General features: G+C 56.5%; 22 protein-coding genes. 11 read left to right on the top strand and 11 right to left on the bottom strand.

Annotated elements, in window-relative coordinates; translation table 11 throughout:
• The first annotated feature begins 97 nt into the window (after nucleotides 1-97).
• From ykgO to GCE01_RS06135, 3 genes are all read left to right on the top strand, one after another.
• Nucleotides 98-223 (top strand): type B 50S ribosomal protein L36, encoded by a 126-nt coding sequence (ykgO, locus tag GCE01_RS06145; RefSeq protein ID WP_007281615.1) that lies wholly within the window; start codon nucleotides 98-100, stop codon nucleotides 221-223.
• Between the two features lie 41 nt (nucleotides 224-264).
• Complete coding sequence (locus GCE01_RS06140; protein ID WP_244591108.1) at nucleotides 265-891, top strand: tetratricopeptide repeat protein; 627 nt, start codon at nucleotides 265-267, stop codon at nucleotides 889-891.
• A gap of 64 nt (nucleotides 892-955) precedes the next feature.
• Nucleotides 956-1,186 carry a hypothetical protein gene (locus GCE01_RS06135; protein ID WP_046900693.1) on the top strand — a complete coding sequence of 77 codons (231 nt, stop codon included), beginning with the start codon at nucleotides 956-958 and terminating at the stop codon, nucleotides 1,184-1,186.
• Between the two features lie 66 nt (nucleotides 1,187-1,252).
• Here GCE01_RS06135 and GCE01_RS06130 read toward each other — a convergent pair whose 3' ends face one another.
• Nucleotides 1,253-3,493 (bottom strand): primosomal protein N', encoded by a 2,241-nt coding sequence (locus GCE01_RS06130; protein WP_099211690.1) that lies wholly within the window; start codon nucleotides 3,491-3,493, stop codon nucleotides 1,253-1,255.
• A gap of 33 nt (nucleotides 3,494-3,526) precedes the next feature.
• Here GCE01_RS06130 and GCE01_RS06125 point away from each other — a divergent pair, with 33 nt between their 5' ends.
• Together GCE01_RS06125 and GCE01_RS06120 are read left to right on the top strand one after the other, a co-directional pair.
• Nucleotides 3,527-4,477, top strand: coding sequence for a tyrosine recombinase XerC (locus GCE01_RS06125; RefSeq protein ID WP_099211688.1), 951 nt, complete (start codon nucleotides 3,527-3,529; stop codon nucleotides 4,475-4,477).
• The gene (locus tag GCE01_RS06120) at nucleotides 4,474-5,373 is read left to right on the top strand and encodes a retroviral-like aspartic protease family protein (RefSeq protein ID WP_099211686.1); all 900 of its coding nucleotides are present in this window, start codon (nucleotides 4,474-4,476) and stop codon (nucleotides 5,371-5,373) included. Before GCE01_RS06125 ends, GCE01_RS06120 begins: the two co-directional genes overlap by 4 nt.
• Here the strand turns inward: GCE01_RS06120 and GCE01_RS06115 are convergent.
• Entirely contained in the window at nucleotides 5,370-5,654 is a 285-nt protein-coding gene (locus GCE01_RS06115; RefSeq protein WP_099211684.1) for a helix-hairpin-helix domain-containing protein, read from the bottom strand. The two genes, GCE01_RS06120 and GCE01_RS06115, sit on opposite strands and share 4 nt — an antisense overlap.
• Nucleotides 5,655-5,731: 77 nt before the next feature.
• Here GCE01_RS06115 and GCE01_RS06110 point away from each other — a divergent pair, with 77 nt between their 5' ends.
• Nucleotides 5,732-6,517, top strand: coding sequence for a meso-2,3-butanediol dehydrogenase (locus GCE01_RS06110; protein WP_099211682.1), 786 nt, complete (start codon nucleotides 5,732-5,734; stop codon nucleotides 6,515-6,517).
• Nucleotides 6,518-6,528: 11 nt separating this feature from the next.
• On the opposite strand, the gene GCE01_RS06105 is transcribed toward GCE01_RS06110, so the two are convergent.
• The 6 genes from GCE01_RS06105 to GCE01_RS06080 form a co-directional block, all read right to left on the bottom strand.
• Complete coding sequence (locus GCE01_RS06105) at nucleotides 6,529-7,572, bottom strand: hypothetical protein (protein ID WP_244591107.1); 1,044 nt, start codon at nucleotides 7,570-7,572, stop codon at nucleotides 6,529-6,531.
• Nucleotides 7,573-7,709: 137 nt separating this feature from the next.
• Nucleotides 7,710-8,252, bottom strand: a complete 543-nt coding sequence (locus GCE01_RS06100; RefSeq protein ID WP_099211680.1) for a hypothetical protein — start codon at nucleotides 8,250-8,252, stop codon at nucleotides 7,710-7,712.
• A 58-nt stretch (nucleotides 8,253-8,310) separates the two neighbouring features.
• Nucleotides 8,311-9,654: an ammonium transporter gene (locus GCE01_RS06095; RefSeq protein ID WP_099211678.1), complete on the bottom strand. Its 1,344-nt coding sequence runs from the start codon at nucleotides 9,652-9,654 to the stop codon at nucleotides 8,311-8,313.
• Entirely contained in the window at nucleotides 9,654-9,992 is a 339-nt protein-coding gene (locus GCE01_RS06090) for a P-II family nitrogen regulator (RefSeq protein WP_029495718.1), read from the bottom strand. The genes GCE01_RS06095 and GCE01_RS06090 overlap by 1 nt, the downstream gene beginning before the upstream one ends.
• Before the next feature lie 149 nt (nucleotides 9,993-10,141).
• A complete protein-coding gene (locus GCE01_RS06085; protein WP_099211676.1) occupies nucleotides 10,142-12,667 on the bottom strand; it encodes a TonB-dependent receptor plug domain-containing protein in 2,526 nt (841 codons plus the stop codon).
• 171 nt (nucleotides 12,668-12,838) lie between these two features.
• Nucleotides 12,839-14,017 (bottom strand): mechanosensitive ion channel family protein, encoded by a 1,179-nt coding sequence (locus tag GCE01_RS06080; RefSeq protein WP_244591106.1) that lies wholly within the window; start codon nucleotides 14,015-14,017, stop codon nucleotides 12,839-12,841.
• Nucleotides 14,018-14,459: 442 nt separating this feature from the next.
• Between GCE01_RS06080 and GCE01_RS06075 the strand changes: the two genes are divergently transcribed.
• From GCE01_RS06075 to cysE, 3 genes are all read left to right on the top strand, one after another.
• Entirely contained in the window at nucleotides 14,460-16,652 is a 2,193-nt protein-coding gene (locus GCE01_RS06075) for a TonB-dependent siderophore receptor (protein ID WP_099211672.1), read from the top strand.
• Nucleotides 16,653-16,717: 65 nt separating this feature from the next.
• Complete coding sequence (locus tag GCE01_RS06070; RefSeq protein WP_064274630.1) at nucleotides 16,718-17,935, top strand: UbiH/UbiF/VisC/COQ6 family ubiquinone biosynthesis hydroxylase; 1,218 nt, start codon at nucleotides 16,718-16,720, stop codon at nucleotides 17,933-17,935.
• A complete protein-coding gene (gene cysE / locus GCE01_RS06065; RefSeq protein ID WP_046900681.1) occupies nucleotides 17,932-18,708 on the top strand; it encodes a serine O-acetyltransferase in 777 nt (258 codons plus the stop codon). The genes GCE01_RS06070 and cysE overlap by 4 nt, the downstream gene beginning before the upstream one ends.
• Nucleotides 18,709-18,783: 75 nt before the next feature.
• Here the strand turns inward: cysE and GCE01_RS06060 are convergent, their stop codons facing one another.
• Nucleotides 18,784-19,944 (bottom strand): aldose epimerase family protein, encoded by a 1,161-nt coding sequence (locus GCE01_RS06060; protein ID WP_099211670.1) that lies wholly within the window; start codon nucleotides 19,942-19,944, stop codon nucleotides 18,784-18,786.
• Nucleotides 19,945-20,261: 317 nt separating this feature from the next.
• Here GCE01_RS06060 and GCE01_RS06055 point away from each other — a divergent pair, with 317 nt between their 5' ends.
• On the top strand, nucleotides 20,262-21,068 hold the full coding sequence (locus GCE01_RS06055; RefSeq protein ID WP_046900679.1) for an MlaA family lipoprotein: 807 nt from the start codon (nucleotides 20,262-20,264) through the stop codon (nucleotides 21,066-21,068).
• Between the two features lie 10 nt (nucleotides 21,069-21,078).
• Nucleotides 21,079-21,675, top strand: a complete 597-nt coding sequence (locus tag GCE01_RS06050; RefSeq protein ID WP_099211669.1) for an MlaC/ttg2D family ABC transporter substrate-binding protein — start codon at nucleotides 21,079-21,081, stop codon at nucleotides 21,673-21,675.
• Between the two features lie 77 nt (nucleotides 21,676-21,752).
• On the opposite strand, the gene GCE01_RS06045 is transcribed toward GCE01_RS06050, so the two are convergent.
• Both GCE01_RS06045 and GCE01_RS06040 read right to left on the bottom strand, forming a co-directional pair.
• On the bottom strand, nucleotides 21,753-22,109 hold the full coding sequence (locus tag GCE01_RS06045) for a pilus assembly protein N-terminal domain-containing protein (protein WP_099211667.1): 357 nt from the start codon (nucleotides 22,107-22,109) through the stop codon (nucleotides 21,753-21,755).
• A gap of 84 nt (nucleotides 22,110-22,193) precedes the next feature.
• Nucleotides 22,194-22,691 (bottom strand): GNAT family N-acetyltransferase, encoded by a 498-nt coding sequence (locus GCE01_RS06040; RefSeq protein WP_046900676.1) that lies wholly within the window; start codon nucleotides 22,689-22,691, stop codon nucleotides 22,194-22,196.

Genomic DNA, 22,691 nt, shown 5'->3' with positions numbered 1-22,691 from the left:
TTAAGGGACGGTCGTTAAGCGAGGCCATCCTTTTGCGGGCGTTTCGGCCCGCTATCCGGTCCATTGTGGGCCATACAGTCGAGAGCCTGGAAACATCATGAAGATCCGCAACAGCCTGAAGTCCGCAAAGGTCCGCGACAAGGACTGCCGCGTTGTCCGCCGTCGTGGACGCGTTTACATCATCAACAAGAAGAACCCGCGCATGAAGGCACGTCAGGGCTAATAGCTTTGATCCGCCGGATATCAAACAGACGGCGCTGGCTGATGGCTGGCGCCGTTCTGCTTTGTGCACCGGCCATTTCCTCTGCCATACCGCCGACCCCTGCCCCGTCCCAAACGTCCGGACCGGCCAGCGCTCCTTCCCCTGCAAAAAACGATTCCAGCAAGACACATCCGCACCACAAGACCGTTCAGGAACGTCTTGTTGAGGCGGAAAAGGCTCTCGCTCTCGCTGGAAATGAAAAAAATGCGCGTCAGCTTGCTGATCAGGCTGAAAGCCTGCGCAGCCGCAGCCTGACAGGCGCTGTACGGATGCTCCTATCCGATTCGCAGGATGCACTGGGCAAACACGATTTCCAGAACGCGGAAGACGACCTCACCTCCGCCATCACCATCCAGCCTGACCAATCCATTCTCCGCCGTTATCGTGCTGCCGTGCGCCTTGCGGCGGGCGACAACAATGGTGCGATTTCCGATCTCGGGGTGGTTATTCAGGCAGACGCCGGTGACGCAACGGCATGGGGAATGCTGGCGGATGCAGAGCGGGAAAGGCACGAGCCAGACGCTGCCCTTCGTGCTTACAAACAGATGATGCAGCTTGATCCGCATGCTCCTGATGCAGACAAGCAACTCAAAATCCTTCAGACAGAGAAAGACGGACAGGAAGACTGACGAACACAACCTCTTGTATTCGTCAGCGTTCATTCCCTGATTCACTCTATTCAGGAGGACCTTCATGAAAACCAAAACAGTTCCCGCCGATCAGGCTCCCGCAAAACAGGGTTGCTGCAGCAAAGTCAAAGCCTGCTGCAAACATGCCGGTCGCGCCCGCGAAATCAGCCTGGCAGTCATGACCGGCATGGCCACGATCGGCCCCAAGCGTTTCCGCCCTTATTTCCAGCAGGCACTCGCCGTGATTTCCGTCGTGGCAGCAACCATCCAGTTCTTCCGCAACCGGAAGGCCTGAGTTTGGTTTGGCCAGACACCTTTTCAGGTTGCTGGCCAGATCACCTTTCTCCGTTCCTCGCAGCTCTTAGAGGAACGAAATTGGATCAATATCAATATCGATCCGGGCACTACCAGTCGGCTTGATATCTTTCAGCCAGTCTCGCAAAATCGGCTGCACGGCGATGCCACGCATTGTTCGCAGCAACAGTCGCCGACGGTGTCGCCCTCTCAGCACAGCCAAAGGCGCGGGGGCTGGGCCAAGAACCTGCACCCCTTCCCGCTCCGGCGCCGCAAACGCAATTTCCCTTGCCAGCGCATCTGCCGCGTCTGCCGTTGCAGCACTGATGATCAGCGCCGCCAGACGGCCGTATGGCGGCCAGAAAGAAGGGCGTCTCTGCTCAGCTTCCTGCTCCATAAAGGTTTGGAAATCATTGGAGACAAGCGCCGTCATGACAGGGTGCTCACCCACATAGCTCTGCAGCAGGACACGGCCAGGACGTTCAGCACGCCCTGCACGACCGGCGACCTGATGCAAAAGCTGAACCGTGCGTTCCGCTGCCCTTAGATCGCCGCCGCCCAACCCCAGATCCGCATCCACAACACCGACCAGCGTCAGCTTCGGGAAATGCCAGCCTTTGGCAACGATTTGTGTTCCGATGATGAGATTGATCTCGCCATCCGTGATCTTCCGCACGGCTTCCGCCGTAGCCGCCGGGGAGCCCAGTGTATCCGAAGACATGACCAGGATCTTTGCATCTGGAAAGCGCAGCTTTGCCTCTTCCGTAATGCGCTCAATCCCCGGCCCAATGGGTACGAGCGAGTGTTCGGCGTGGCATTGCGGGCAGTCTGACGGAATACTCTCGGTGTGACCGCAATGATGGCATGTCAGGATGCCACGCGCGCGGTGCTCTACCAGCCAGGTTGAGCAGTTGGGGCACTGCATTCGGTGCCCGCAGGCGCGACAGAGTGTCAGCGGTGCGTAACCACGACGGTTGAGGAACAGCATCGCCTGCTCCTCGTTCTTCAGGGTCTCATCAATGGCATTGCAGAGCACCGGGGATAAAAAGAGCCCACGCTCTGGCGGATCAGCCCGCATATCGACCAGAGAGACGTCCGGCATCGTCGCTCCGCCATGCCGTGCAGTCAGAAGCTCATGGTGATAGCGGCCGCTTTCCACATTCGCCAGTGTCTCCAGTGACGGCGTCGCAGACACGAGAATGGCAGGAGCGTTCGCCAGCCGGGCACGAACTACAGCCATATCCCGCCCATGATACATGACGCCTTCTTCCTGCTTGAAGGCGCTCTCATGCTCCTCGTCCACCACGACAAGTCCAAGATCTTCAAACGGCAGGAAGAGCGCTGATCGTGCGCCCACAACGACACGCGCCGTCCCGTCCGCCACAGCGCGCCATGTTTCGCGTCGGCGCTTGGTTCCAAGGTCGGAGTGCCATACCGCTGGGTCTGCTCCAAAACGACGGATGAACCGATCCGTCCACTGCGCTGACAGAGCAATTTCCGGCAACAGGACCAGAACCTGTTTCCCTTGCGCCAGACAGGCCGCGACAGCCTCGAAATAAACTTCGGTCTTTCCTGATCCTGTCACACCTTCCAGCAGAGTGACGTCAAAACGCTGCTCTTTCACCGGGCGGCACAGCTGCTCGGCAACGTCTGCCTGCTCTTCAGACAGCTGCGGTGCGCCGTGGGTTGGGTCCGGCGTTGCGAAAGGGGCCGCGACAGAAATGACGGCTTCCCGAAGGAGCCCTGCAGCCGCGAGCCCTCGGATCACAGCGGAACTAGCGCCGCTGGCCGCCGCAAGATCAGCCGTCGTCATCGGTACATCGGAAGCCGCATTGAGGACGGAGCGACGGGCCGGAGTGATGCGCAGGCCTTCTTCCGGTTGTTCCGTTCTGACCCAACCCAACGCAGGTTTTGGTGCGTCCTTCAGGTGAATGCGGGTTGCCATCGCCAGTACAAGCCCAGGCGGCGTCAGGGTATATGCAGCAACCCAATCAATAAACCGCCGCAGACTGCCCGGCAGGGGGCGTACGTCCAGCTTTTCAGCAACAGGACGCAAACGGGACAGCGGAACCTCCCGCCCCGGAGCCGTCGCGAAGTCAGCAGGGACTGTGCTGGTCGTATCCCAGACACATCCGACCGTTTCCCGCTTTCCCAGAGGAATTGATACCAGATCGCCCGGCTGAAGCGCCATGGGTGCCAGATAGTCTAACGGACACGGAAAAGGCAGCGGAACGAGCACCGAGACACGCGTTCCGGTGGAGGGTGGCTTTCGCCAGAGGTCAGGCTTGGGTAGGCTGCTGGATGCCATGCCTGTGTCTAACCTCCCTGAGCCCGAAATGCCATGATGGCCCATGACGCATTACGCGACTGGACCGAATGGCTGACCCATGAACGGCGCTCCAGCCTGCGAACGGTTGAGGCCTACCGCCATGATATCGTTATGGCCCTCTCTTTCTTTGAGCAGCATCTGGGGGGCGAGGTTGATCTGACTGCTCTGGCAACGCTCTCTCTTGCTGATCTCCGGGCGTGGCTGGCTTATGAAACTGCCCGGAGCGAAAAACCCACACGTCGCGCCACAAATGCCGATGCGCGCGCTCGTTCCAGAGCACGACATGTTTCGGCCCTGCGATCGTTCTTTCGCTATCTGGCCATGCGCCATGACGTCTCGAATCCTGCCCCGGGACTCCTCGCGACCCCTCGACTGAAAAAGCGCCTTCCACGTCCTCTTGGGCAAGAACAGGCTTTGGCCGCGCCGGAAGGAATTTCCGACGATGCCTTTACGAGCGCTGCTGCTATCCGCGACAAAGCACTCTTTACACTTCTGTACGGGACGGGCTTGCGGATTGGTGAAGCCTTGGCCCTTGATGTGCGGGATCTGACCAACGCTGGTGAGAACATGCTGCGCGTGGTGGGCAAAGGGGGGAAGGAACGTCTGGTCCCACTGCTTCCGGCAGTCCGTGACGCGTTGGAGTTATGGAAAGGCGTTCACCCTTCTCCGGCCCCTGAAGCTCCGCTGTTCTGCGGTGTGCGGGGAGGCCGCCTGAACCCCGGCGTCGCCCAGCGAGCCATGCGCGAATGGCGCAAGGGAGAAGGCCTGCCGGATTCCGCCACACCGCATGCTCTTCGCCACTCTTTTGCGACTCATTTGATGGAAGGTGGCGCTGATCTGCGTGCCATTCAGGAACTCATGGGACATGCCAGTCTTTCCACCACCCAGGCTTATACTCTGGCAGACGAAAAGCACCTGCTGGACGTCTGGCGCAAGGCACACCCACGGGCGGAGCAGGAATGAAAAGACTGACATGGGGCATTTTGGCTGCTCTTATGGCTCTGACCGGAAAGGCTGAAGCAGTGCCATGCCACACGGTACAAGCGGCCGTTCTGCCGCTGCGCGATGATGGTGGATATCTAAGCGTTCCCGCCCAGATCAACGGCCACGCGGTCTCCATGATCGTAGATACCGGCTCACAGGGAAGTCTGATGACACCGCAGGGCGTTGCAGCGCTTCATCTACCTCAGGACCCCGACCGTCACACTGTTATGCAGGGGCCCAATGGAACACCACGTCTTGTGGCCAATGTCCGTATTGCCGATCTGCAACTGGGGCACCTATCTCTGGGCGCCGGGTCCATGCCCATAGGCTCTCTTCCTGGTTCCCCGATGATTCATCCGCCTATTCTGGGGCTTCTCGGGGCAGATGTTCTGGATGGGTATGATCTGGAATTTGACGTTCCCCATCAGAAGCTCATGTTCTGGAAAGTTTCCTCAAACAGCTCGTCCTGCCAGCTTCAGCCCACTTGGAAAGGCCAGTGGAATACGGTTCCGGCCCGACAGGTTGACGGGCGCCTGATGGTAACCTTCACGCTTGATGGGACGCGCGGAACAGCACTTCTCGATAGCGGTGCGCGCTCCCATATTGTCAGCACCGACTTCGCCTATCGCCTTGGTCTCACGGATGAGCTGCTCGCGCTCGACCCTGGCGGTATCACTGCTGGTGTGGACCTGCATGAACGCCGATACCACTGGCATCGCTTCAAGCGCTTTTCCATGGGGGGCACGGTGTGGGTTGATCCAGTTCTAACTGTCGCCCCGGTTCATGATCAGGCCGACATGCTGCTGGGCTCAGACTGGTTCGCCAAACACGACATCTGGCTCTCTTACGCCACAAACCAGATTTTCGTTCGTTAAGGAGTTGGGAGCGTACAGAACGTCCCGGCTTTCATCCGTTCCTTGCGGGCGGGGGTAAAAGCCCACCAGTTCAGGGCTTCTCCTGTTTTCGCCTGATGGATGGTGGCTGCAAACACGTCATGCACACAGGGATCATGACGCTGCTGCGTTAGGTGACAGAGCTTCAGATAAAGATCGTCCGGCTCACAGGATGCCAGCTGCGCAGTTGAGGTAATCCCCAATATGGCAAAATCTGCGAGTGCTGCTTTGCCAACATTCTTCAGCATTGTGAGATCACTCATGCCTGCTCACCCTTTATTTGAGGCAACCATTGTAACAAGCGGCACTTTAAAGTCCTAGCAACAAAAGGACATTATTCATGGCGACGCAGGGACTATCACGTTTCACTGGCCGCAAGGTCCTCGTGACGGGGGCGGCATCGGGTATTGGTCACGCGACAGCCCTTCGTTTCCTTGACGAAGGCGCGCATGTCATTCTTGTGGACCGGGATCAGGAAAAGCTCGACGAGGTCATGAAGAGCCTCGACGCGAACAAAGCTACGGCCTCTCTGACAGACATTTCAAAACCCGACGAAGTTCAGAAACTGCTGGACCTCACCAAACAGACGTTCGGCACACTGAATGTGCTGGTGAACAACGCCGGTGTCACCACAATCGGCACAGTTCTGGACGGCGATCTGGACGCCTGGCAGACCGTGTGTGCCACAACCCTGACCGGAACCCTGAATGTCAGCCGCACCTTTCTGCCCTTGCTGATCCAGAGCAAAGGCAACATCGTCAACACGGCCTCCGTCTCTGGAATGAGGGGAGACTGGAACACGGCATATTACGATGTTGCCAAAGGCGGTGTTGTGAACCTGACGCGTGTTCTGGCGATGGATCACGGAAAGGACGGCGTTCGCGTCAATGCCATCTGTCCGTCGGTCACACGCACTGCCATGACAGCTGATGCCCTTAAAGATCCAGCTTTCGTCAAAAGCGTCGAAGACCGCGTTCCGTTGCAGCGTCTGGGAGAGCCGGAAGATATGGCCGCAGCAATCACATTCCTGGCCAGTGAGGATGCGGCTTATATTACGGGATTGATTATGCCTGTTGATGGCGGTGTGACCGCATCAAACGGGCAGCCACCATTCCCTATGAGCTGATCTACAGAACATTACTGTACGTCTCCGCGCCGGTCGCGCACGGAGACGTTTCCTGAATGTGTGGCGAAGAAATGCAGCCCCTGCCCTTTGGAAAGAGGGCGCATGTGAGCCGGGATGGCGAAATACATCCGGTTGTTTTCCAGACTCCAGATGATGATTTTATCCGTGAAGAACGGAAGTCCCAGACTTCCAATTTCTACTTCATCCTGAAAGACAACTTTTTCATTCTCTATCGGCGCGCCGCCCATAAAAAGGTTTTTGACAAGCGCGCCCTGCCCCACACTCAGAAAATCATCATAGTGAGTGAATTTCTTCTGATCTCCCAGACCTTCCAGATTTTCTTTTAGTGATGAAATCCAGAAAGACGGAAATGTCGTGTATGTCAGATCAGGATCAAGACTGACGCGCTTCTTCTTTTCGCCAACCCGAATATGAACTGTGAAGTCATCTTCCATGTCCACGGAATGACTGTCATTTCCCAGGAATGTTTTAAACGCCAGCTTGCAGGCTTTCGTATCTTTGACATCAAGATACGCGAATTGTCTTTCCGGAATATCTATCAGAACTGCCAGGCGGGATAATGCCGCACGTCCGAGCACACCCACAATCGGTCGCCCGTCAACCACCTGCGTACTGGCCTTCGCGAGCAAGACGACGTCTACATCTTTCAGCGGAATATCATCCAGAACCAGTTCTTTAATTTTGGAATGAAAGGCGCTTTCCTTATAGGTGCCGTTAATAACGACTTTGGCGTCATCATAGCCCTTGGGAAACTGTATTCCTTCAGAATTCCGGACGTAAATGTAATCGAAGGCCGGGCTGACATACATCGCAGCGGGTTTGCCGTTGATTTTCACCGGTATCAGCGGCGCATCTCCCTCGCCTCCCAGTAATGGGAGAATAACTGGTGCAGTGACACAGTCCGACTGCTCTTCCGCAGACGCAGGCGGCATCAGTCCCAGGATGACCGTAAGAGCTACCAGCCCAATAAAGAGAAAGCCTCTATTGATCACTGATCGTGACTTTCCGAACGCGACCAGAACATGACACCTCATGATGACACCAACGCCTGACCATTCCCCTTACACCGAAACTCTCCAACAGCATTCTCAATCCTGAATGACCGGCATAAAAAAAACCTCCGTCCCGGTAAAGGAACGGAGGTTTCTGACACCCACGGGAGCGTAGGAAGTTATTCGCCTTTGAGGCGGCTGTTGCACTGGGACCAGTACCCGCCACCCTTCTGGATCCACTTCAGGCTGCCGTTGCCGCCGTTCGCCTTGTTCGCATTGTACTGGGCAACACAGGTCTTCATGCGAGCCTTGCCAGCGGACAGGCTGGAAAACTGGGACGACACAGCCGTTGGGAATACAACGTTTCCAGACGTGACCGGAGCACTCTTGGACGCAATCGGTGCCTTCGTGCCTGCAACAGACGAATCAGGTGGGTTCGCCTTACCCGTCGTAACAGGCGCCGTCGTTGTTGGTGCTGTCGCAGCCGTTGCCGGGGCAGCAGTTGTCGCAGGCGCGGCTTCAGCCGTTTCGCTACCACAGCTTGCAGCCTTGAAGGCCTTGTAGCTTTGACCGTTCAGGGTGCCGCCCTTCTTGGCGGACTGGAATGCAGCATGGCATTCCTTGGCTGTCATCGCGTGTGCAGGAACCGAGGCAAGACCGGCAGCCAGAACAGCGGCCAGGGAGAGGCGGGACAACATACGGCTGGAAACCATGAAAAACATCCTTGTCTGTCAACCGGGAAGTCGCAGCCTCCCGGTTCAGAAACACCGGTGACTACGATCAGTTGATGCGTTCACCATGCATGGTCGTATCGAGGCCTTCAAGTTCCTCTTCTGCAGAAACACGCAGACCCATGACACGATCCAGAACCTTCAGGATCACGAATGTCATGATGACGCACCAGACAATCGTCACGCAGACAGCTTCCGCCTGAGCCAGAAGCTGTGAAAGGCTTCCAACCGTACCGGACGGGTTGGCGTCCGTCGCAGAGAGCGGCCCATAAGCCAGAACGCCTGTCAGCAGAGCCCCAATAATACCACCCGTACCGTGAACACCGAACGCATCGAGGCTGTCATCATAGCCGAGAGCGTGCTTGAGCCACGTCGCACTCCAGAAGCAGACTGCACCGGCAATCAGACCAATCACCACAGCACCACCCGGCAGGACAAAGCCCGCAGCTGGCGTGATGGCGACCAGGCCGGCGACCACGCCAGAAATAATGCCGAGTGCCGTCGGCTTACCCGTCCGTGCCCACTCGACAGCCATCCAGGCGACACCACCAGCGGCGGCAGCAAGCTGCGTTGTCAGCATGGCCATGCCTGCACGACCGTTTGCGCCCAACGCGGAGCCTGCGTTGAAGCCAAACCAGCCAACCCAAAGCAGGGACGCACCGATAATGGCGTATGTCAGGTTGAACGGAGACATGTCATCCGTTCCGATGCCCCGGCGCTTGCCAAGAACATACGCACAGACAAGGCCAGCCACACCGGAGTTGATGTGCACGACCGTGCCACCGGCAAAGTCCACAGCGCCTAGGCCAGCGACCCAGCCCGTTGGGCTCCAGACCCAATGAGCGACAGGCGCATAAACCAGCAGCAGCCAGAAAATCGTGAAGACGCACATGGAAGAGAACTTCATGCGTTCCGCGTAGGCCCCTGTAATCAGGGCTGGCGTGATGACGGCGAACGTCATCTGGAACATCATATAGACGCTTTCCGGGATCGTCATCGGAACAGCGGCTGCCGTCCCTGCCCCAAGCGTGAAAGCGGAATCAACGCCGTTGTGGAAGTTTGCTGCAACACCGTTCAGCAAAGCGCGGGACAGATCACCGATCCACGGCGTGCCGTTCGAGAAGGCCAGACTGTAACCCGCAACCATCCAGACGAGGCTGGCGATACAACAGATGGCAAAAGACTGGATCAGGGTCGCGAGAACGTTCTTCTTGCGAACCATGCCGCCGTAGAACAACGCAAGACCAGGCACTGTCATCATCAGGACGAGTGCCGTGCTGATCAGCATCCAGGCTGTATCGCCTGTGTCGATGGCCGCAGGCGCATCAGCAGCCATCGCGGATACTGGCAGAAGTGCGCCAGCAGCCATGACCGAAAGACCGGAACGTCTCATCACAGAGCGCCCTCCCCGGTCTCTCCCGTGCGGATGCGAATGAGCTGGTCGAGATTGGAGACCATGATCTTGCCGTCCCCGATCTTGCCGGTACGCGCTGCCGTCATGATTGCTTCAATAACATCTTCCACAACGGAATCCGCCACTGCGATCTCAATCTTGAGCTTCGGAAGAAAACTGACGTGATACTCGGCGCCGCGGTAGATTTCCGTCTGGCCTTTCTGACGGCCAAAACCTTTGACTTCCGTCACGGTCAGACCTTGCACGCCCAGTGGCGTCAGCGCCTCCCGGACATCGTCAAGCTTGAAGGGTTTGATAATTGCGGTGACGAGCTTCACGAACGGCATATCCTCGTTGGGAATCAGAAGACTGGTGGCCAGTATGGCCCAGATTGTACCAGTTCAACAACAATATACGAAACAGCCCGGAGGCACCGGAAAACCGGCACCTCCGGGCATTTCTGCTCCGTCTGGGTCTTGAAGGACAATCAGAACGTGGCGTTGATACGGCCGTAATAATAACCGCCAGCAATGCCAATACCGGAAGAGTCCGTGTCGTAAGCATTCGCCCCGAGGTAGTTCAGATACTTGGTCAGGCGACGCGGACGCTGGTTGAAGATGTTATTGGCGCCCACAGCGAAGTGCCACATGTGGTTGAGACGGTACCCAACCTCAAGATCCGTCAGCCAGACCGGCGTATTCTTGAACTGTCCCCAGCAGACGTTGGAATACTGAAGGCTCTGCCCCTTGCAGCTCAGGCTGGCAGGCGTCTGATCCTGATAGGTCAGCATGGACGTCGTTTCGCCGTAGCGCGTCTGACGGAGGTTCACATCCCACTTCCCGATCGTCCAATACGCGTTCAGGATGATCTTGCTCCGCGGAGAGGTTGACGTCAGATACGCAATGCTCTGTTCGTTGAGGTAAGGATTGCCTTGGGAATTCGTGTTGATGTGACTGACACGGGTCCGGTTGAGGTTGAGAGCCATGGTCAGGTCCAGATTGCCATACTGATGCATGTGCAGCAGATAGTCAGACTGGATATCGAGACCCTGGGTCCGGGTGCTGCCAACGTTGGCAAAGTAATTTGCAGACACGTCAGACGTATCAATACCCACTGGCAGGGTCGCACCCGTCATTCCAATAGCCGAAATTGCAGAGGGACCATAAACAGAACCGGCGCCGGAAATCCGATCACGAATGTTGATCTGATAAACGTCCGCCGAGAGATGCCAGCCATCAACAGGCTCAAGAATAATACCACCCTCAGCACTCGTGGAGCGCTCAGGCTTCAGATGCTGCGCGCCAAGGCTTTTGCCAGCCGCACCGGACGTGGACAGCAGACCGGATGCCCCCGTCGGCGACACATTCAAAGAGCTGAAATTTTCTTCCGGCAGGGTCGGAGCACGGAAGCCATTGCTGATCGTGGCGCGAACGGCAATGCGCTTGGTGATGTCGTACCGTGTGGAAACCTTACCATTCTCGGTATTGCCAACGTCCGTGTAGTGCTCAAAACGGCCTGCAAAATCGAGATCCCAATGCTTCAGAGGATGGAAGTCACCATCAAGATAGGCAGCCCAGACGTCACGGCTCCACTTACCGGCGTTCTCTGGCATCAGACCCGCATAACCCTGCGTTCCACCGTCAGCATAAGATCCAACTTCGCCCGGCCAGATCTGGTAGGTTTCAAGACGATGCTCGCCGCCGAAAGCCACCGTGACCGGTACAAGATCAGCGATTTTTAACTGCCGGCGGAAATCCAGATTGTTGGTCCACTGGGACAGGCGATACGTCTCGGCACGAACCGTTGTTGGAGACGTTCCCGTAGCTGCAATCAGATTCGGGTTGGCAGTGTTCTTGTTGCCGACATCGTCTTCATCCGCACCATACGTGGAGCTGAGGTCCCAGGAGAAACCGAAGAAATTGTCTCCCTTCAGACCCAGTGTCGCGGCATAATCGTTCTCTTCAATGGTTTCGAGCGGAGAGAAACCATAAGGATACAGCGTCGGGGCAACAGACGGCATACGATAGTTTTCGTAAGCCTCGGAATGACGGTGAGCATAGGTGATGAGGCCATAGCCATTCACACCTTCCGTCAGCGTCTTGCCAAACTCGATGCTGAGATTTTCGCGGGTTTCTTCTGGTGTGCTCAGGATCTTGTTGGAATCGTGCGGGACATTATAGCCCTTGTATTCAGAATTCCCCGGAACAGTTCGCACGTCCGTCGTGTTCGGGACCATGTGATCGGTGTGGTACATCTGCCCGCTGATGTGGACATACCCATCACCCAGGAAGCCAAAGCCACCATCTGCACCAAGCTGATACTGCCAGCCATCGCCGTTATAGGCGTTTGCACCCGTCTGCGCGGTCATGTTCAGGCCATGCGGCGTCTTTTTCAGAATGATGTTCACAACACCTGCAATGGCGTCCGAGCCATACATTGCGGCCGCGCCATCGCGCAGAATTTCGATATGATCGATTGCAGAAGCCGGGATCATGTTCAGATCGACCGGCGTTGAGCCCTGCTGCGGACCGGCATCGGCGTAGATGTTGGCTGTCGTATGACGACGCTTTCCATCCACGAGAACCAGAACTTCGTTCGGGTTCAGACCACGCATACGGATCGAGGACGTCAGCGCACCGGCATCACTGCCCATGGCGTTTACTGTGATCGACGGATCCGTACGGACGATAGCGTCCGCAAGGTTCATCTGACCGGAACGACGCAGCGTGGCAGCGGTAAGAACGCTGATCGGGCTCGTGGAATCCCGGGCGCGGCGGTTGAACGCGTGCGTTCCCGTCACGATCATCTGTTCATTGCTGTTGCTATCAACCGCGTGTGGGCGACGCGGCGTGGCGGCAGCCTGGCGGACGACTGTTTTCTTCCCTGTGGTCTTGGCCGTCACCTTTGCAGGCGCCGTGGCCTTGGTCGTTTTATGCACGGCAGCAGAGGCCTGATGTGCTGGGTGCAAAACCGTAACGATTGTAGTAGCGAGAAGAAGTGACTTGAGGCGCATTCAGGCAGTCCTAATCAGATCCGGTGTTCGGTTCAGATTAGAAACGTTTTAAAATGTGTCTACGATTATTCCTTTGTCAGAATGTATCACAGGATTTCCAGTGCATAAATGCCACACTCCTGCGGGGTCAAAACGAAACTTTTGAACCCAGGAGTGCGACACTGAGAAATTTCAGGAAACTGCTGACTTGTTTAGGTCCGGTCCGCGATATTTTCCGTCGCCTGGCCGGTTAACGGGCGGTGACATGAGGCTTTCGGGCCACGGCGTGTCAGATGGAGAATCCGATACGACCGCAGTCCGTCCGCGCGGCAGACATTCCGGCATTTCCACCTGGATACGGCGCAGCATGCGTTCGCGGATATCGCAAGACAGGTTCCACATGTTTCCTGCATCCGCCGCCCCTGCAATCATGCGGATGGAAATGACCTGAGCATTACTGTCTGCAATCTGGCAGGCGATGGAGGAACGGTCCTTGTCCCAGTCTGGACAATGCTCGATTTCTTCCATGAAGATTGCCCGCAATCGGTCCATCGGTGTGCGGTAATCCAGCCAGAGAAAGATGGAGCCGATCAAAGACTGCGAACTATGAGTCCAATTCTGGAAAGGGTTTTCGAGGAAATAGGAAATAGGCACGATATAGCGGCGGCGATCCCATGTCCGCAGGACGACGTAGGTCGCATTGATCTCCTCAACCCAGGCCCAGTCTCCGTTCAGGATCAGCATATCTTCCATACGGATCGGCTGCGTAATGGCGATCTGAATACCCGCAATCAAGTTGGACAAGGCCGGTCGGGCGGAGAGACCCACGATCAGGGAGGCCGCACCGGCAGAGGCAAAGAGCGAAACGCCAAATTTCTGAACTGAATTGAAAACCATCAGAGACGCAGCGACGGTCAGCACCCCGAAGGTGATCTCAATCAGACGACGGAGCACCCGGATCTGCGTCTGATGAGACCGGACCGTAATGTCATCCACGTTTTCCTTGGCACTGATCCGGTTCAGGTACTGATCGGTCGCCAGACGAAACGCCCTGATAATGCCGAAGCCGAGGTTCATAATGAACAGACAGGCCAGCACGTGCGCGAGAAGCTTTTCAGTCTCGGGAGAGAAGCCCTCCGTCGCTGGCAAAGCTGCGCTGGCGGCTATGATCATCAGAAAATAGCGGACATTCATCCTTAACCTGATGGTTAAAGCATGAATGAACTGGATCTTCCTCAGACCCGGCAGACGGGGCAGCGCATCCGTGATGATCCGACTGAACAGAAGAGCAATCAGCGCCGCTGCAATCAGCAGAAGAACAGAACCCAGCGGGTCAGGCAGCCAGTCGAACTGGTGACGAAGGCTGGACATTGAGTCCACATAATTCTGTCTGAACATTGGTCTCCCTAGACGATCACCTGTCATCCACCATCAGGTCACGCGGAGGCTGCATCCTGAGCGAATGAAATGCTGTAAGCGGCGTCCATCAGCGCGCATTTGGCCAAGGACGTCAGACTACAACAGCAGGCAGACCCAACTGTTCCCGAAATACGAACAGTTCCGTTTTCACTATTTTAAATTGTTATTATATTGTTGTACGATTCATGTTGCTGAAATGAGACACTGATTTACCCGTCTTTTCAGATCCACAGATACCAAACAGCCAAAGCGAAAACTTTAAGAGAAAATCAGTATTTTTAAGCCTTTTCAGTTCTTTATCACAACAAACCACAAACACCGATTCATGTTGTAATTTATCATTATAAACATATTTTATTGGTTGTTTCATATTATAACCATTCGGTGTAGTTTTATGGCCGCCGCCACTTCCGTTCTGTCATCTGTGTTTTCGTTTGCTCTGCTCATGTCAGGGACCTCGGCCATTGCCCTGGCAGCAGACGCTCAGGACGAGCATACTCAATCCGAGCGAAAACCCTCTGTCGCACCCCATCATAACGGACATTCCAAACCTGTCCCCACGCCCCATAAGCAGCCCAGTGCAAAAAGCGAAAGCGTGACGGTTCTCGGTCACGCCCATCAGGCTGACGGCGGAGCGCTAGGAACACGCCGCGTTCTGGATACGCCATTTTCGATCAAGGTTGTGACGGCCGCAGAACTACAGGAGCGGCAGGTCAAATCGCTGGCACGCGTTTTCTCACAGGATGCATCGGTCATTTCAAACGGCGACACGTATTCGTTCAACGCCTATTCCGTCACGGTCCGGGGCGTACCGCTTGACGATTATAACGGCTACAAGATCAACGGTACGCCCTTCTTCATGACAACCGTGGAACTTCCGCTTGAGTCATTCGAAGCGGTGCAGCTTCTCAAGGGTGCTTCCGGTTTCATGTACGGCTTCAATGCGCCCGGCGGCATCATTGATTTCCAGACGAAAAAGCCAACCGACGCCCGCACATTTTCCTTTGATGCCGGATACAGCTCAGGCGCCGTGGGCAGTCAACACATCGACACGGGTGGGCGCCTCTTCCGAAACGATATTGTTGGATATCGCCTCAACCTCACCCACGAAAATGGCGAAACCTATAACGGATCGCACGTCACGCGCTTTTCAGGTTCCCTGTCCACGGATGTGCGGCTCGCTCACAACCTGCTGTGGACTGCCGATGCCATTTATCAGGACCGTCAGGTCCGTGGTGGCGTGCAGGACTTCTTTATTGATGATCCGTCCGCCTATGGCAGCAACCGTCTTCCCGATGCCATCAGCGGACACAAGAACCTGACGGCATCTCCGGCAAGCATGTTTACGTCCCACACGCTGTTTGTCTCGACCGGGCTGCATTGGGACATTACAAAGAACTGGACGGCGCGCATCGATTACAGCCACAGCATGGACTATCGCCGCTACCGCGGAGAGTGGATGTCCCTGCAAGATCAGGGTGGCAACTATGACACCTATATGAGCACCAATCCCGGAAGCTGGGCACAATATGATCAGGTTCAGGCCATTCTGGAAGGCAAGTTCCGGACAGGCTTTATCCGGCATGATTTCACGATGGGAGCGGCCTGGCAGGGGCTCAGCAAATATCTGCCATATGACTCTGATTACGTGAACATCGGAGGCCAGAACCTCTACTCGCCGATCGTCAGCCGCTCTTATAGCGGAAGCTGGGACACCGCGACCTATCGCAATTATCGTTCCGATCAGGTCGGTCTTTTCGGCAGTGACACCCTGACATTTGATAAACACTGGTCACTGCTCGCCGGCATCCGCTTTACCGATTTCCACCAGCTGACCTGGACGTCCGCCGGTACGAAAACAGCGCTGCGCACTACGCCACTGACACCAACTGCCGCCCTGATGTTCCATCCGTGGAAAGACACCACCATTTACGCCAGTTACGTTCAGGCGCTGGAAAACGGTGGGACCGTGGGAGACACCTATAAGAACGCACGCGAGACCCTTCCGCCCATCCGTTCCGATCAGGTTGAAGTGGGTGCAAAGATTGCGCGCCAGACCTGGGACCTGACAGGCGCGCTGTATCGCATCACACGTGGGGCGCAGTATGCCAATGCGGACAATGTTTATGTGTCGAACGGCACCGTCACATATCAGGGCGCAGAACTCAGCGGCCATGTCGATCTGCCGTTTGGCATTACCCTCACGGACAGTCTGGGTGCCGAAGGCGGAAAGTACAGCAAGGCAGATGCCAGCGTTAAAGGGAATAAGATCGAGGGCATTCCACTGTTCCAGAATGTCTTTCAGCTGACGGACCGTATCCCGGGCGTGCCGGGTCTCTCAGCAACTGCAGAAGTTCATTACACCGCGTCAATGTGGGGGGACAGTTCCAACAGCTTCCATGTCCCGAGCTATACGCTGCTCAACCTGCGGGCCAGCTATCGCACCAGCATCGGCCGTCACAAGGTAACGCTACGCGCTGAACTCGATAACGCCACAAACCTTCATTACTGGGGCTTTCTGGCCTCTGATTACTTCTTTGTCGGGACACCGCGCGCTGTCTTCCTGAACGCACGCTTCGATCTCTGATCTTTTCTGCCGCTTCCTGCCCTCTTCCGCTCCACACGTCACAGGAGTAGGACAGGGGCAGGGAGATGAGCACGATGACCAAGACACATTACGACCTGTGCATTAACGGAGCTGGTCCTGTTGGCGCGACACTGGCCTGTCGTCTGGCAGCCGAAGGTGTGCGGGTCCTGCTCATTGACCGTGCAGCTCTCCCGGGCATGGAAGATCCCTCTCTCGATGGCCGGGCATACGCCATTGCGGAAGGCTCACGCCAGATGCTGGAAGCCGCCGGTATCTGGGACAATCTTCCCGGTGTTTCCCAGCCAATCCGTGAAATCCGTGTCTCGGATGGCCGCCCGCACGAGGCTCCCTCACCGCTTTTCCTGCATTTCGGTGTGGACGATGCCCCTGAAGGCATGAATTTCGGATGGATGGCAGAAGCACGCGATCTGCGTCTCGCCATTAACCGGACGCTTGAACAATACGAAACGCTGGACGTCCGCGCGCCAGACACAGGAACCTTCACGTTCCACCCGGATCATGTGTCGATCCGTTTGGCATCGGGTTCAACCGTGACGGCCAAACTGGCTGTCGCCGCTGAGGGACGTCGTTCCCCATTGCGCGACCAAGCCCGCATCGGCCTGACCAAACTTCCTTATCATCAGTGCGGTATCGTTGCGACAATCGCACATGAAAAGCCTCATGACGGCGTGGCGCTGGAACAGTTCCTGCCCGAAGGACCCTTCGCCCGACTGCCAATGCCAGGAACGGCTGAGCATCCGCATCGGTCCGCTATTGTCTGGGCAGAAGGCGAAGGCCGCGCCCAGCGCTTCCATGACCTTCCCGATGAAATCTTTGCCCGCGAAATCCGTGCCCGCATGGGCGATGAGGATCTGGGCGCTATCACACCCATTGGCCGCCGCTGGATTTATCCGCTGTCAGCGCAATATGCGCAGACATATATTGCGCCGCGTCTGGCTCTCGTTGGAGATGCTGCCCATGGTATTCACCCGATTGCAGGTCAGGGGCTGAATATCGGTTTTCGGGATGTCATCGCTCTGGCAGACCTGCTCATTGAAGCCCATACGAAACGTACAGATCCGGGAAGCCGGGAACTCCTTGTCCGCTATCAGCGCCGAGCCCGGCCCGGCAATATGGCCATGCTGGCCGCCACGGACATTCTGGAACGTCTTTTTGGCAACGATAATCCGGTTCTGCGGCGCGTGCGCGACCTGGGCATTGCGGGCGTTCATCGCCTGCCCCGCCTGAGACGCGCCTTTGTTCGCAAGGCGATGGGCGTATGAGTTCAACCGTAAATCTTGATCAGCTCTGGCGGAATATGCAGGCACAGGCCTGCAGCTGCCATGACCCTCTGATTCAGGATGTTTTCGCCACGAATATCGGAGACCATCACAGCTTCAGTTCGGGCCTTGCGTCCCTTCTGGGTACAAAGCTGGCGGATCGATCCATTTCTGCTACGGCCATCACACGGCTGGTCACTTCCATTCTTCTGGAAGTCCCCGGCATAGCCGAGTCAGCCGCCGAAGATATTCTGGCAATTCATGACCGTGATCCGGCCTGCCCGGATCTGGTGACACCGTTCCTGTTCTTCAAAGGCTGGCAGGCGTTACAGGTTCATCGTATCGCGCATCACCTCTGGCAGAAAAACAGACGGCATCTGGCTTATCACTTTCAAAGCCGGGTCAATGAGCTGTTCGCAATCGACATCCATCCGGCCGCGCGCCTTGGTCGACGCCTGAGCATCGACCATGGAACGGGGATTGTGATCGGGGAAACCTGCATCATCGAAGATGACGTCTCCCTGTTCCAGGACGTCACACTGGGAGGCACAGGCAAACTGACCGGGAACCGACATCCGATCGTACGCCGAGGGGCCATGATTGGATCGGGTGCCAAGGTGCTGGGGCGCCTCATCATCGGCGAAAATGCCCGTATTGGTGCGGCATCAGTTGTTCTGGAAGATATTCCTGCCAATGCGACGGCAGTCGGAAATCCGGCCAGGATTCTTGAGCCTTCCAAAGTCGCTGCTGCACCAGACGCCAAACTGCCGTCCTGAGCGGATACAGGAAGAGGCTGTCTCCTTTCGGAGAACAGCCTCTTCCTCAAGCAAGGCCTTGTCGGCGTTACGCGCTTACTGATTCGAGAACTTGAACGTCGTCGTGTAGTCGAATGTCTGACCCGGCTTCAGTTCTGTCGTCGGAAAGGACGGATGGTTCGGGCTGTCTGGATAATGCTCGGCTTCAAAGGCGATAGCGTCTGTCTGACGATAGGCGTGGCCGGAAATCCCTGCATACCCACCGTCCAGTGAGTTGGACGTATAAACCTGTAGCCCCGGCTGGTTGGTCAGAACTTCCATGCTGCGGCCCGAGCGTGGGTCATAGACTTTTCCAGCCAGACGCGGAGCCTGTCCGTATGCTCCGTTGACGACCCAGTTCATGTCGTAACCACGCGCGTACATCATCTGGATGTCATTGCTCCGCAGGCGTGCCCCCACTTCAGTTGGCTTGCTGAAGTCCAATGGTGTGCCTGCAACCGGTGCAAGCTGGCCCGTCGGGATTGAGGTGCTGTCGGTCGGGGTATAGCTGTCTGCGTTGATTTGAAGGATTTCCGGCTCAATGCTGCCGGAGCCTTCGCCATTCAGATTCCAGTAGCTGTGGTTCGTCAGATTCAGAACCGTCGGTGCATCGGTTGTCGCCACATAATGCAGCGACAGAGCATTGTCGTTGCCCAGCGTGTAGGTCACGTGCGTTGTCAGCGTTCCGGGGAAGCCCTGATCTCCATTCGGACTGACCAGCTTCAGCGTCACATAGGAGCCGCTTGCAGAGACGCCTGTCTTTTCAAGCGTCCAGACGTTCTTGTCGAATCCCTTTTTGCCACCATGCAGAGCATTCGGGGCAGCCGTAATGTCAGTGTGGTAGATTTTCCCATCTACCGGGAAGCTGCCGCCTGCGAGACGGTTTGCGTAACGGCCGATAATCGCCCCGAAGAACAGTCCACCCTTGGCGCTATCGACGGTGTATCCCTTAAGATCGCCAAACCCGAGGACGATGTCCTGCGGATGCCCGTTACGATCCGGCGTTTCAACAGATTGAATAATGCCACCATAGGTAATGACGCGTACCGTCACGTTATGGTCATTCTTCAGGGTAACAATACGGACAGGCTTACCATCGGGCGTGTTGCCCCATGGCTGAGAGAGTGCCGTTGGACGCGCCTGAGCAGCCCCAAGAGACAGGCCAACTAGGGCCACGGTGGCAAAAAGCGGTGCTTTGCAGGCAGAAAATCTGGACACTGGAAAATTCCCTGGTGTTGAGTTGCCGCCACACTGCTCTCAAAATATTTCAGCCGTCAAAGTGGCCGGAGTGTCCTTCTGACTTCTGGATCGTTAAAGGATCTCGTCCCTTCCCTGTGTCATAATTTGGATACATAGAGGGGTGCAGCTTGGCACAGTATAGGCTATGACTACGGCCTTCCGCAGTTTTCCGCGACGGACGGCTCATGGCTCCGCTGGCGGCACACCAATTGAATGGGAACGGATTTCGAAAATTTCCGTTTTCAGATGAAGTCTTTGTGAGCATGCCCGCGGAGTGGGGTTTTTGAGGAATGGTTATGGACTCTCGGCAGGACAGAATCGGTATCAGGGCGACGCGCTCGCGTCGTGGCAGAGCCATTGCAGGCGTTTTGGCACTGCTGACGCTGGGGGCCTGTGGCTCCCTGCATAATCCCCCGCCGAAAGATCCGGACGACCTTGCTGATTACAAGGCTGCCAACGATCCGTATGAGCCGCTGAACCGGAAGATGTATAACGTCCAGATGTGGGCTTATCACGTGGCCCTGCGTCCCGTGGCCAAGGCCTGGATCTGGGCTGTTCCAAAACCGGTTCGGCACAGTATTTCCAACATCAATGAAACCTGGCGTGAGCCTGCGGTGTTCTTCTCTGATGTTGGGGCTGGAAAGCCCCGTCGTGCGGGTGACTCGTTCATGCGCTTCACGATCAACATGAGTGCGGGAGTGGCGGGTTTCTTCGATGTTGCCAGTCTGGTCGGTTACAAACAGCATGAGACTGACCCGGGGATGACGATGGGAACATGGGGCGTGAAGAGCGGCCCATACCTCTTCATCCCGTTTGTCGGCCCCAGCAACTTCCGCGATGGTATCGGCTATGGGATCGGGCAGGCTCTGACCCCGATCAATTATGTGCCAAGAGGTTATGGTCTGCTGACATTCAACTGGGCCTACAATATTCTTGGAACGGTTGATGGCTTTGCCAACAGTGTGGATCAGATCGACCATCTGGAGCAGGACAGCCTTGATCCGTACTCCTACGTCCGTAGTGCCTGGCAGCAGAACCGCCAGAGCCAGATTGACGCTATGACGAACGATCACCGCGCCACCACCCCAGACTGGTACAACTGAGGACAAACGCATGCTTAAAGCCTTTTCGCGCCGGGCCCTTCTTGGTGCTTTTGCTGCAGCCCTCACTTTCGGGGCTGGCGTCGCTCATGCCAATCCGGCAACAGATTTCGTGAATTCCTTTGGTGGCCAGCTGGTCAGCATCGTTAATTCCGGCAAGCCACTGGGTGAAAAGAAGCGCGAAGTCCTTCCGCTTCTTCAGTCCAATGTGGATATTCAGGGCATTGCCCGCTACTGCCTCGGCCGCTACTGGCGCACCGCCACCCCGGCACAGCAGCAGAAGTACCTGCAGCTTTTCGATCAGGTTCTGGTCAACACGATCACGGATCAGATCGGTAACTATCAGGGCGTGAGCTTCCGGGTTACCGGCACCAGCTCAACGCCGGATGGCGAACGGGTCAATGCACTGATTGACCGTCCAGGCCAGCCAGAGGTCAACATGCAGCTCATCATCGGTGGAAACCCACCGAAGGTCGTGGACATGTATGGTGAAGGTGCCAGCCTGCGCATGAACCAGCGCGGCGATTACAGCTCCTATCTGGCTCGCCACGGTGGCGATGTTGGTGCTCTGAACTCCGCTCTGGAGCGTCAGCTCAGCAATCACCACTGAGTGCTGCATATCGAAGCTAACACTCTGAAAAAGGCCTCCTGAACGGGAGGCCTTTTTTGGTTCTACACTACAAGCCTTTATCGTGGAGCGACGTGCTGCACGGTGATGTGGAACCGATAGATTGTGTCTTTCCCGGTGAACAGCACATCAGTACGGCCTTCCTGATGGGCCAGAATTTCCGCCACTTTCTGGGACACGAGATTGATATGCACAATTGCGGGCAGGCTGATAGACGCCGTCTGCAAGTTAGGAGGAAGAGCTACGATCTCCGTTCCTCCCAACGTCATAACGAGCGTATGCTCAATGATGCGCATACCACCAACCGCCGACTCAGCAGGTTTGGGGTCTGCGGCCCGAGCGGCCGATAGAGAGGCCATGCCCAAGGCCAGCACAACAAGACCTGCTGTTCGTATGTTTTTCAGAAAATCGACCATATTTATTCCTCGACGACCGCGCCGTCTCAATTCAAACGCTCACACCTAAAAGCGAAAGAAAAATTCCCTGCTTTCTGCACCTTTTCAGGCAGGAGCAATTTCGTAGAGGAACATCGTATCGCCATCCCGCTTGAAAGTATCGATATGACGCATGCCGATACTTCCCAGCACCATACGGGACGCAAGATTATCTTCGCGGGCAACGGCTACGATCCGGGGCTCACCCTCATCAAGGACATACCGGATCGCTGCACCCGCAGCTTCACGAGCCAGTCCCCGGCCAGCAGCCCATGGAAAAATAGAGAATCTGAGTCCGAGGCCGCGCCCATCAGGGCGTTCATGCACGCCCGTCATCCCGACGAAACGGCCATTTTCACGGATGGCAAAAATACCGATACGGCGACGCGCCCAGAAGGCGACGTCTTCAGCCATATCCTGCTCTGCTTCGGTCCGGCTGCGCACGCCACCAAGCATACGGCCAAAGGCACCAGCATCAGCCTTCAGGGCGATCATGTCCTCAAGGTCCGGCCAGTTGACCGGAGTGAGGACGAGACGTGCTGTACGGAGTTCTCGCCCTAACAA

It is taken from the genome of Gluconobacter cerinus (assembly GCF_002723935.1).
Lineage (GTDB): Bacteria > Pseudomonadota > Alphaproteobacteria > Acetobacterales > Acetobacteraceae > Gluconobacter > Gluconobacter cerinus.
The sequence above is the reverse complement of the archived record's forward strand: the minus strand, read 5'-3'. Positions and strand labels throughout refer to the sequence as shown.

Bases quoted from the DNA above. Each gene is read 5' to 3' on its own strand.
- GCE01_RS06085 (WP_099211676.1), bottom strand. From the start codon at position 12,667: ATGCGCCTCAAGTCACTTCTTCTCGCTACTACAATCGTTACGGTTTTG.
- GCE01_RS06115 (WP_099211684.1), bottom strand. From the start codon at position 5,654: ATGAGTGATCTCACAATGCTGAAGAATGTTGGCAAAGCAGCACTCGCA.
- GCE01_RS06105 (WP_244591107.1), bottom strand. From the start codon at position 7,572: ATGAGGTGTCATGTTCTGGTCGCGTTCGGAAAGTCACGATCAGTGATC.
- GCE01_RS06130 (WP_099211690.1), bottom strand. From the start codon at position 3,493: ATGGCATCCAGCAGCCTACCCAAGCCTGACCTCTGGCGAAAGCCACCC.
- GCE01_RS06095 (WP_099211678.1), bottom strand. From the start codon at position 9,654: ATGAGACGTTCCGGTCTTTCGGTCATGGCTGCTGGCGCACTTCTGCCA.
- GCE01_RS06140 (WP_244591108.1), top strand. From the start codon at position 265: ATGGCTGGCGCCGTTCTGCTTTGTGCACCGGCCATTTCCTCTGCCATA.
- ykgO (WP_007281615.1), top strand. From the start codon at position 98: ATGAAGATCCGCAACAGCCTGAAGTCCGCAAAGGTCCGCGACAAGGAC.
- GCE01_RS06120 (WP_099211686.1), top strand. From the start codon at position 4,474: ATGAAAAGACTGACATGGGGCATTTTGGCTGCTCTTATGGCTCTGACC.
- GCE01_RS06135 (WP_046900693.1), top strand. From the start codon at position 956: ATGAAAACCAAAACAGTTCCCGCCGATCAGGCTCCCGCAAAACAGGGT.
- GCE01_RS06045 (WP_099211667.1), bottom strand. From the start codon at position 22,109: ATGGTCGATTTTCTGAAAAACATACGAACAGCAGGTCTTGTTGTGCTG.
- cysE (WP_046900681.1), top strand. From the start codon at position 17,932: ATGAGTTCAACCGTAAATCTTGATCAGCTCTGGCGGAATATGCAGGCA.
- GCE01_RS06080 (WP_244591106.1), bottom strand. From the start codon at position 14,017: ATGTCCAGCCTTCGTCACCAGTTCGACTGGCTGCCTGACCCGCTGGGT.
- GCE01_RS06070 (WP_064274630.1), top strand. From the start codon at position 16,718: ATGAGCACGATGACCAAGACACATTACGACCTGTGCATTAACGGAGCT.
- GCE01_RS06125 (WP_099211688.1), top strand. From the start codon at position 3,527: ATGATGGCCCATGACGCATTACGCGACTGGACCGAATGGCTGACCCAT.
- GCE01_RS06110 (WP_099211682.1), top strand. From the start codon at position 5,732: ATGGCGACGCAGGGACTATCACGTTTCACTGGCCGCAAGGTCCTCGTG.
- GCE01_RS06100 (WP_099211680.1), bottom strand. From the start codon at position 8,252: ATGTTTTTCATGGTTTCCAGCCGTATGTTGTCCCGCCTCTCCCTGGCC.
- GCE01_RS06075 (WP_099211672.1), top strand. From the start codon at position 14,460: ATGGCCGCCGCCACTTCCGTTCTGTCATCTGTGTTTTCGTTTGCTCTG.
- GCE01_RS06050 (WP_099211669.1), top strand. From the start codon at position 21,079: ATGCTTAAAGCCTTTTCGCGCCGGGCCCTTCTTGGTGCTTTTGCTGCA.
- GCE01_RS06055 (WP_046900679.1), top strand. From the start codon at position 20,262: ATGGACTCTCGGCAGGACAGAATCGGTATCAGGGCGACGCGCTCGCGT.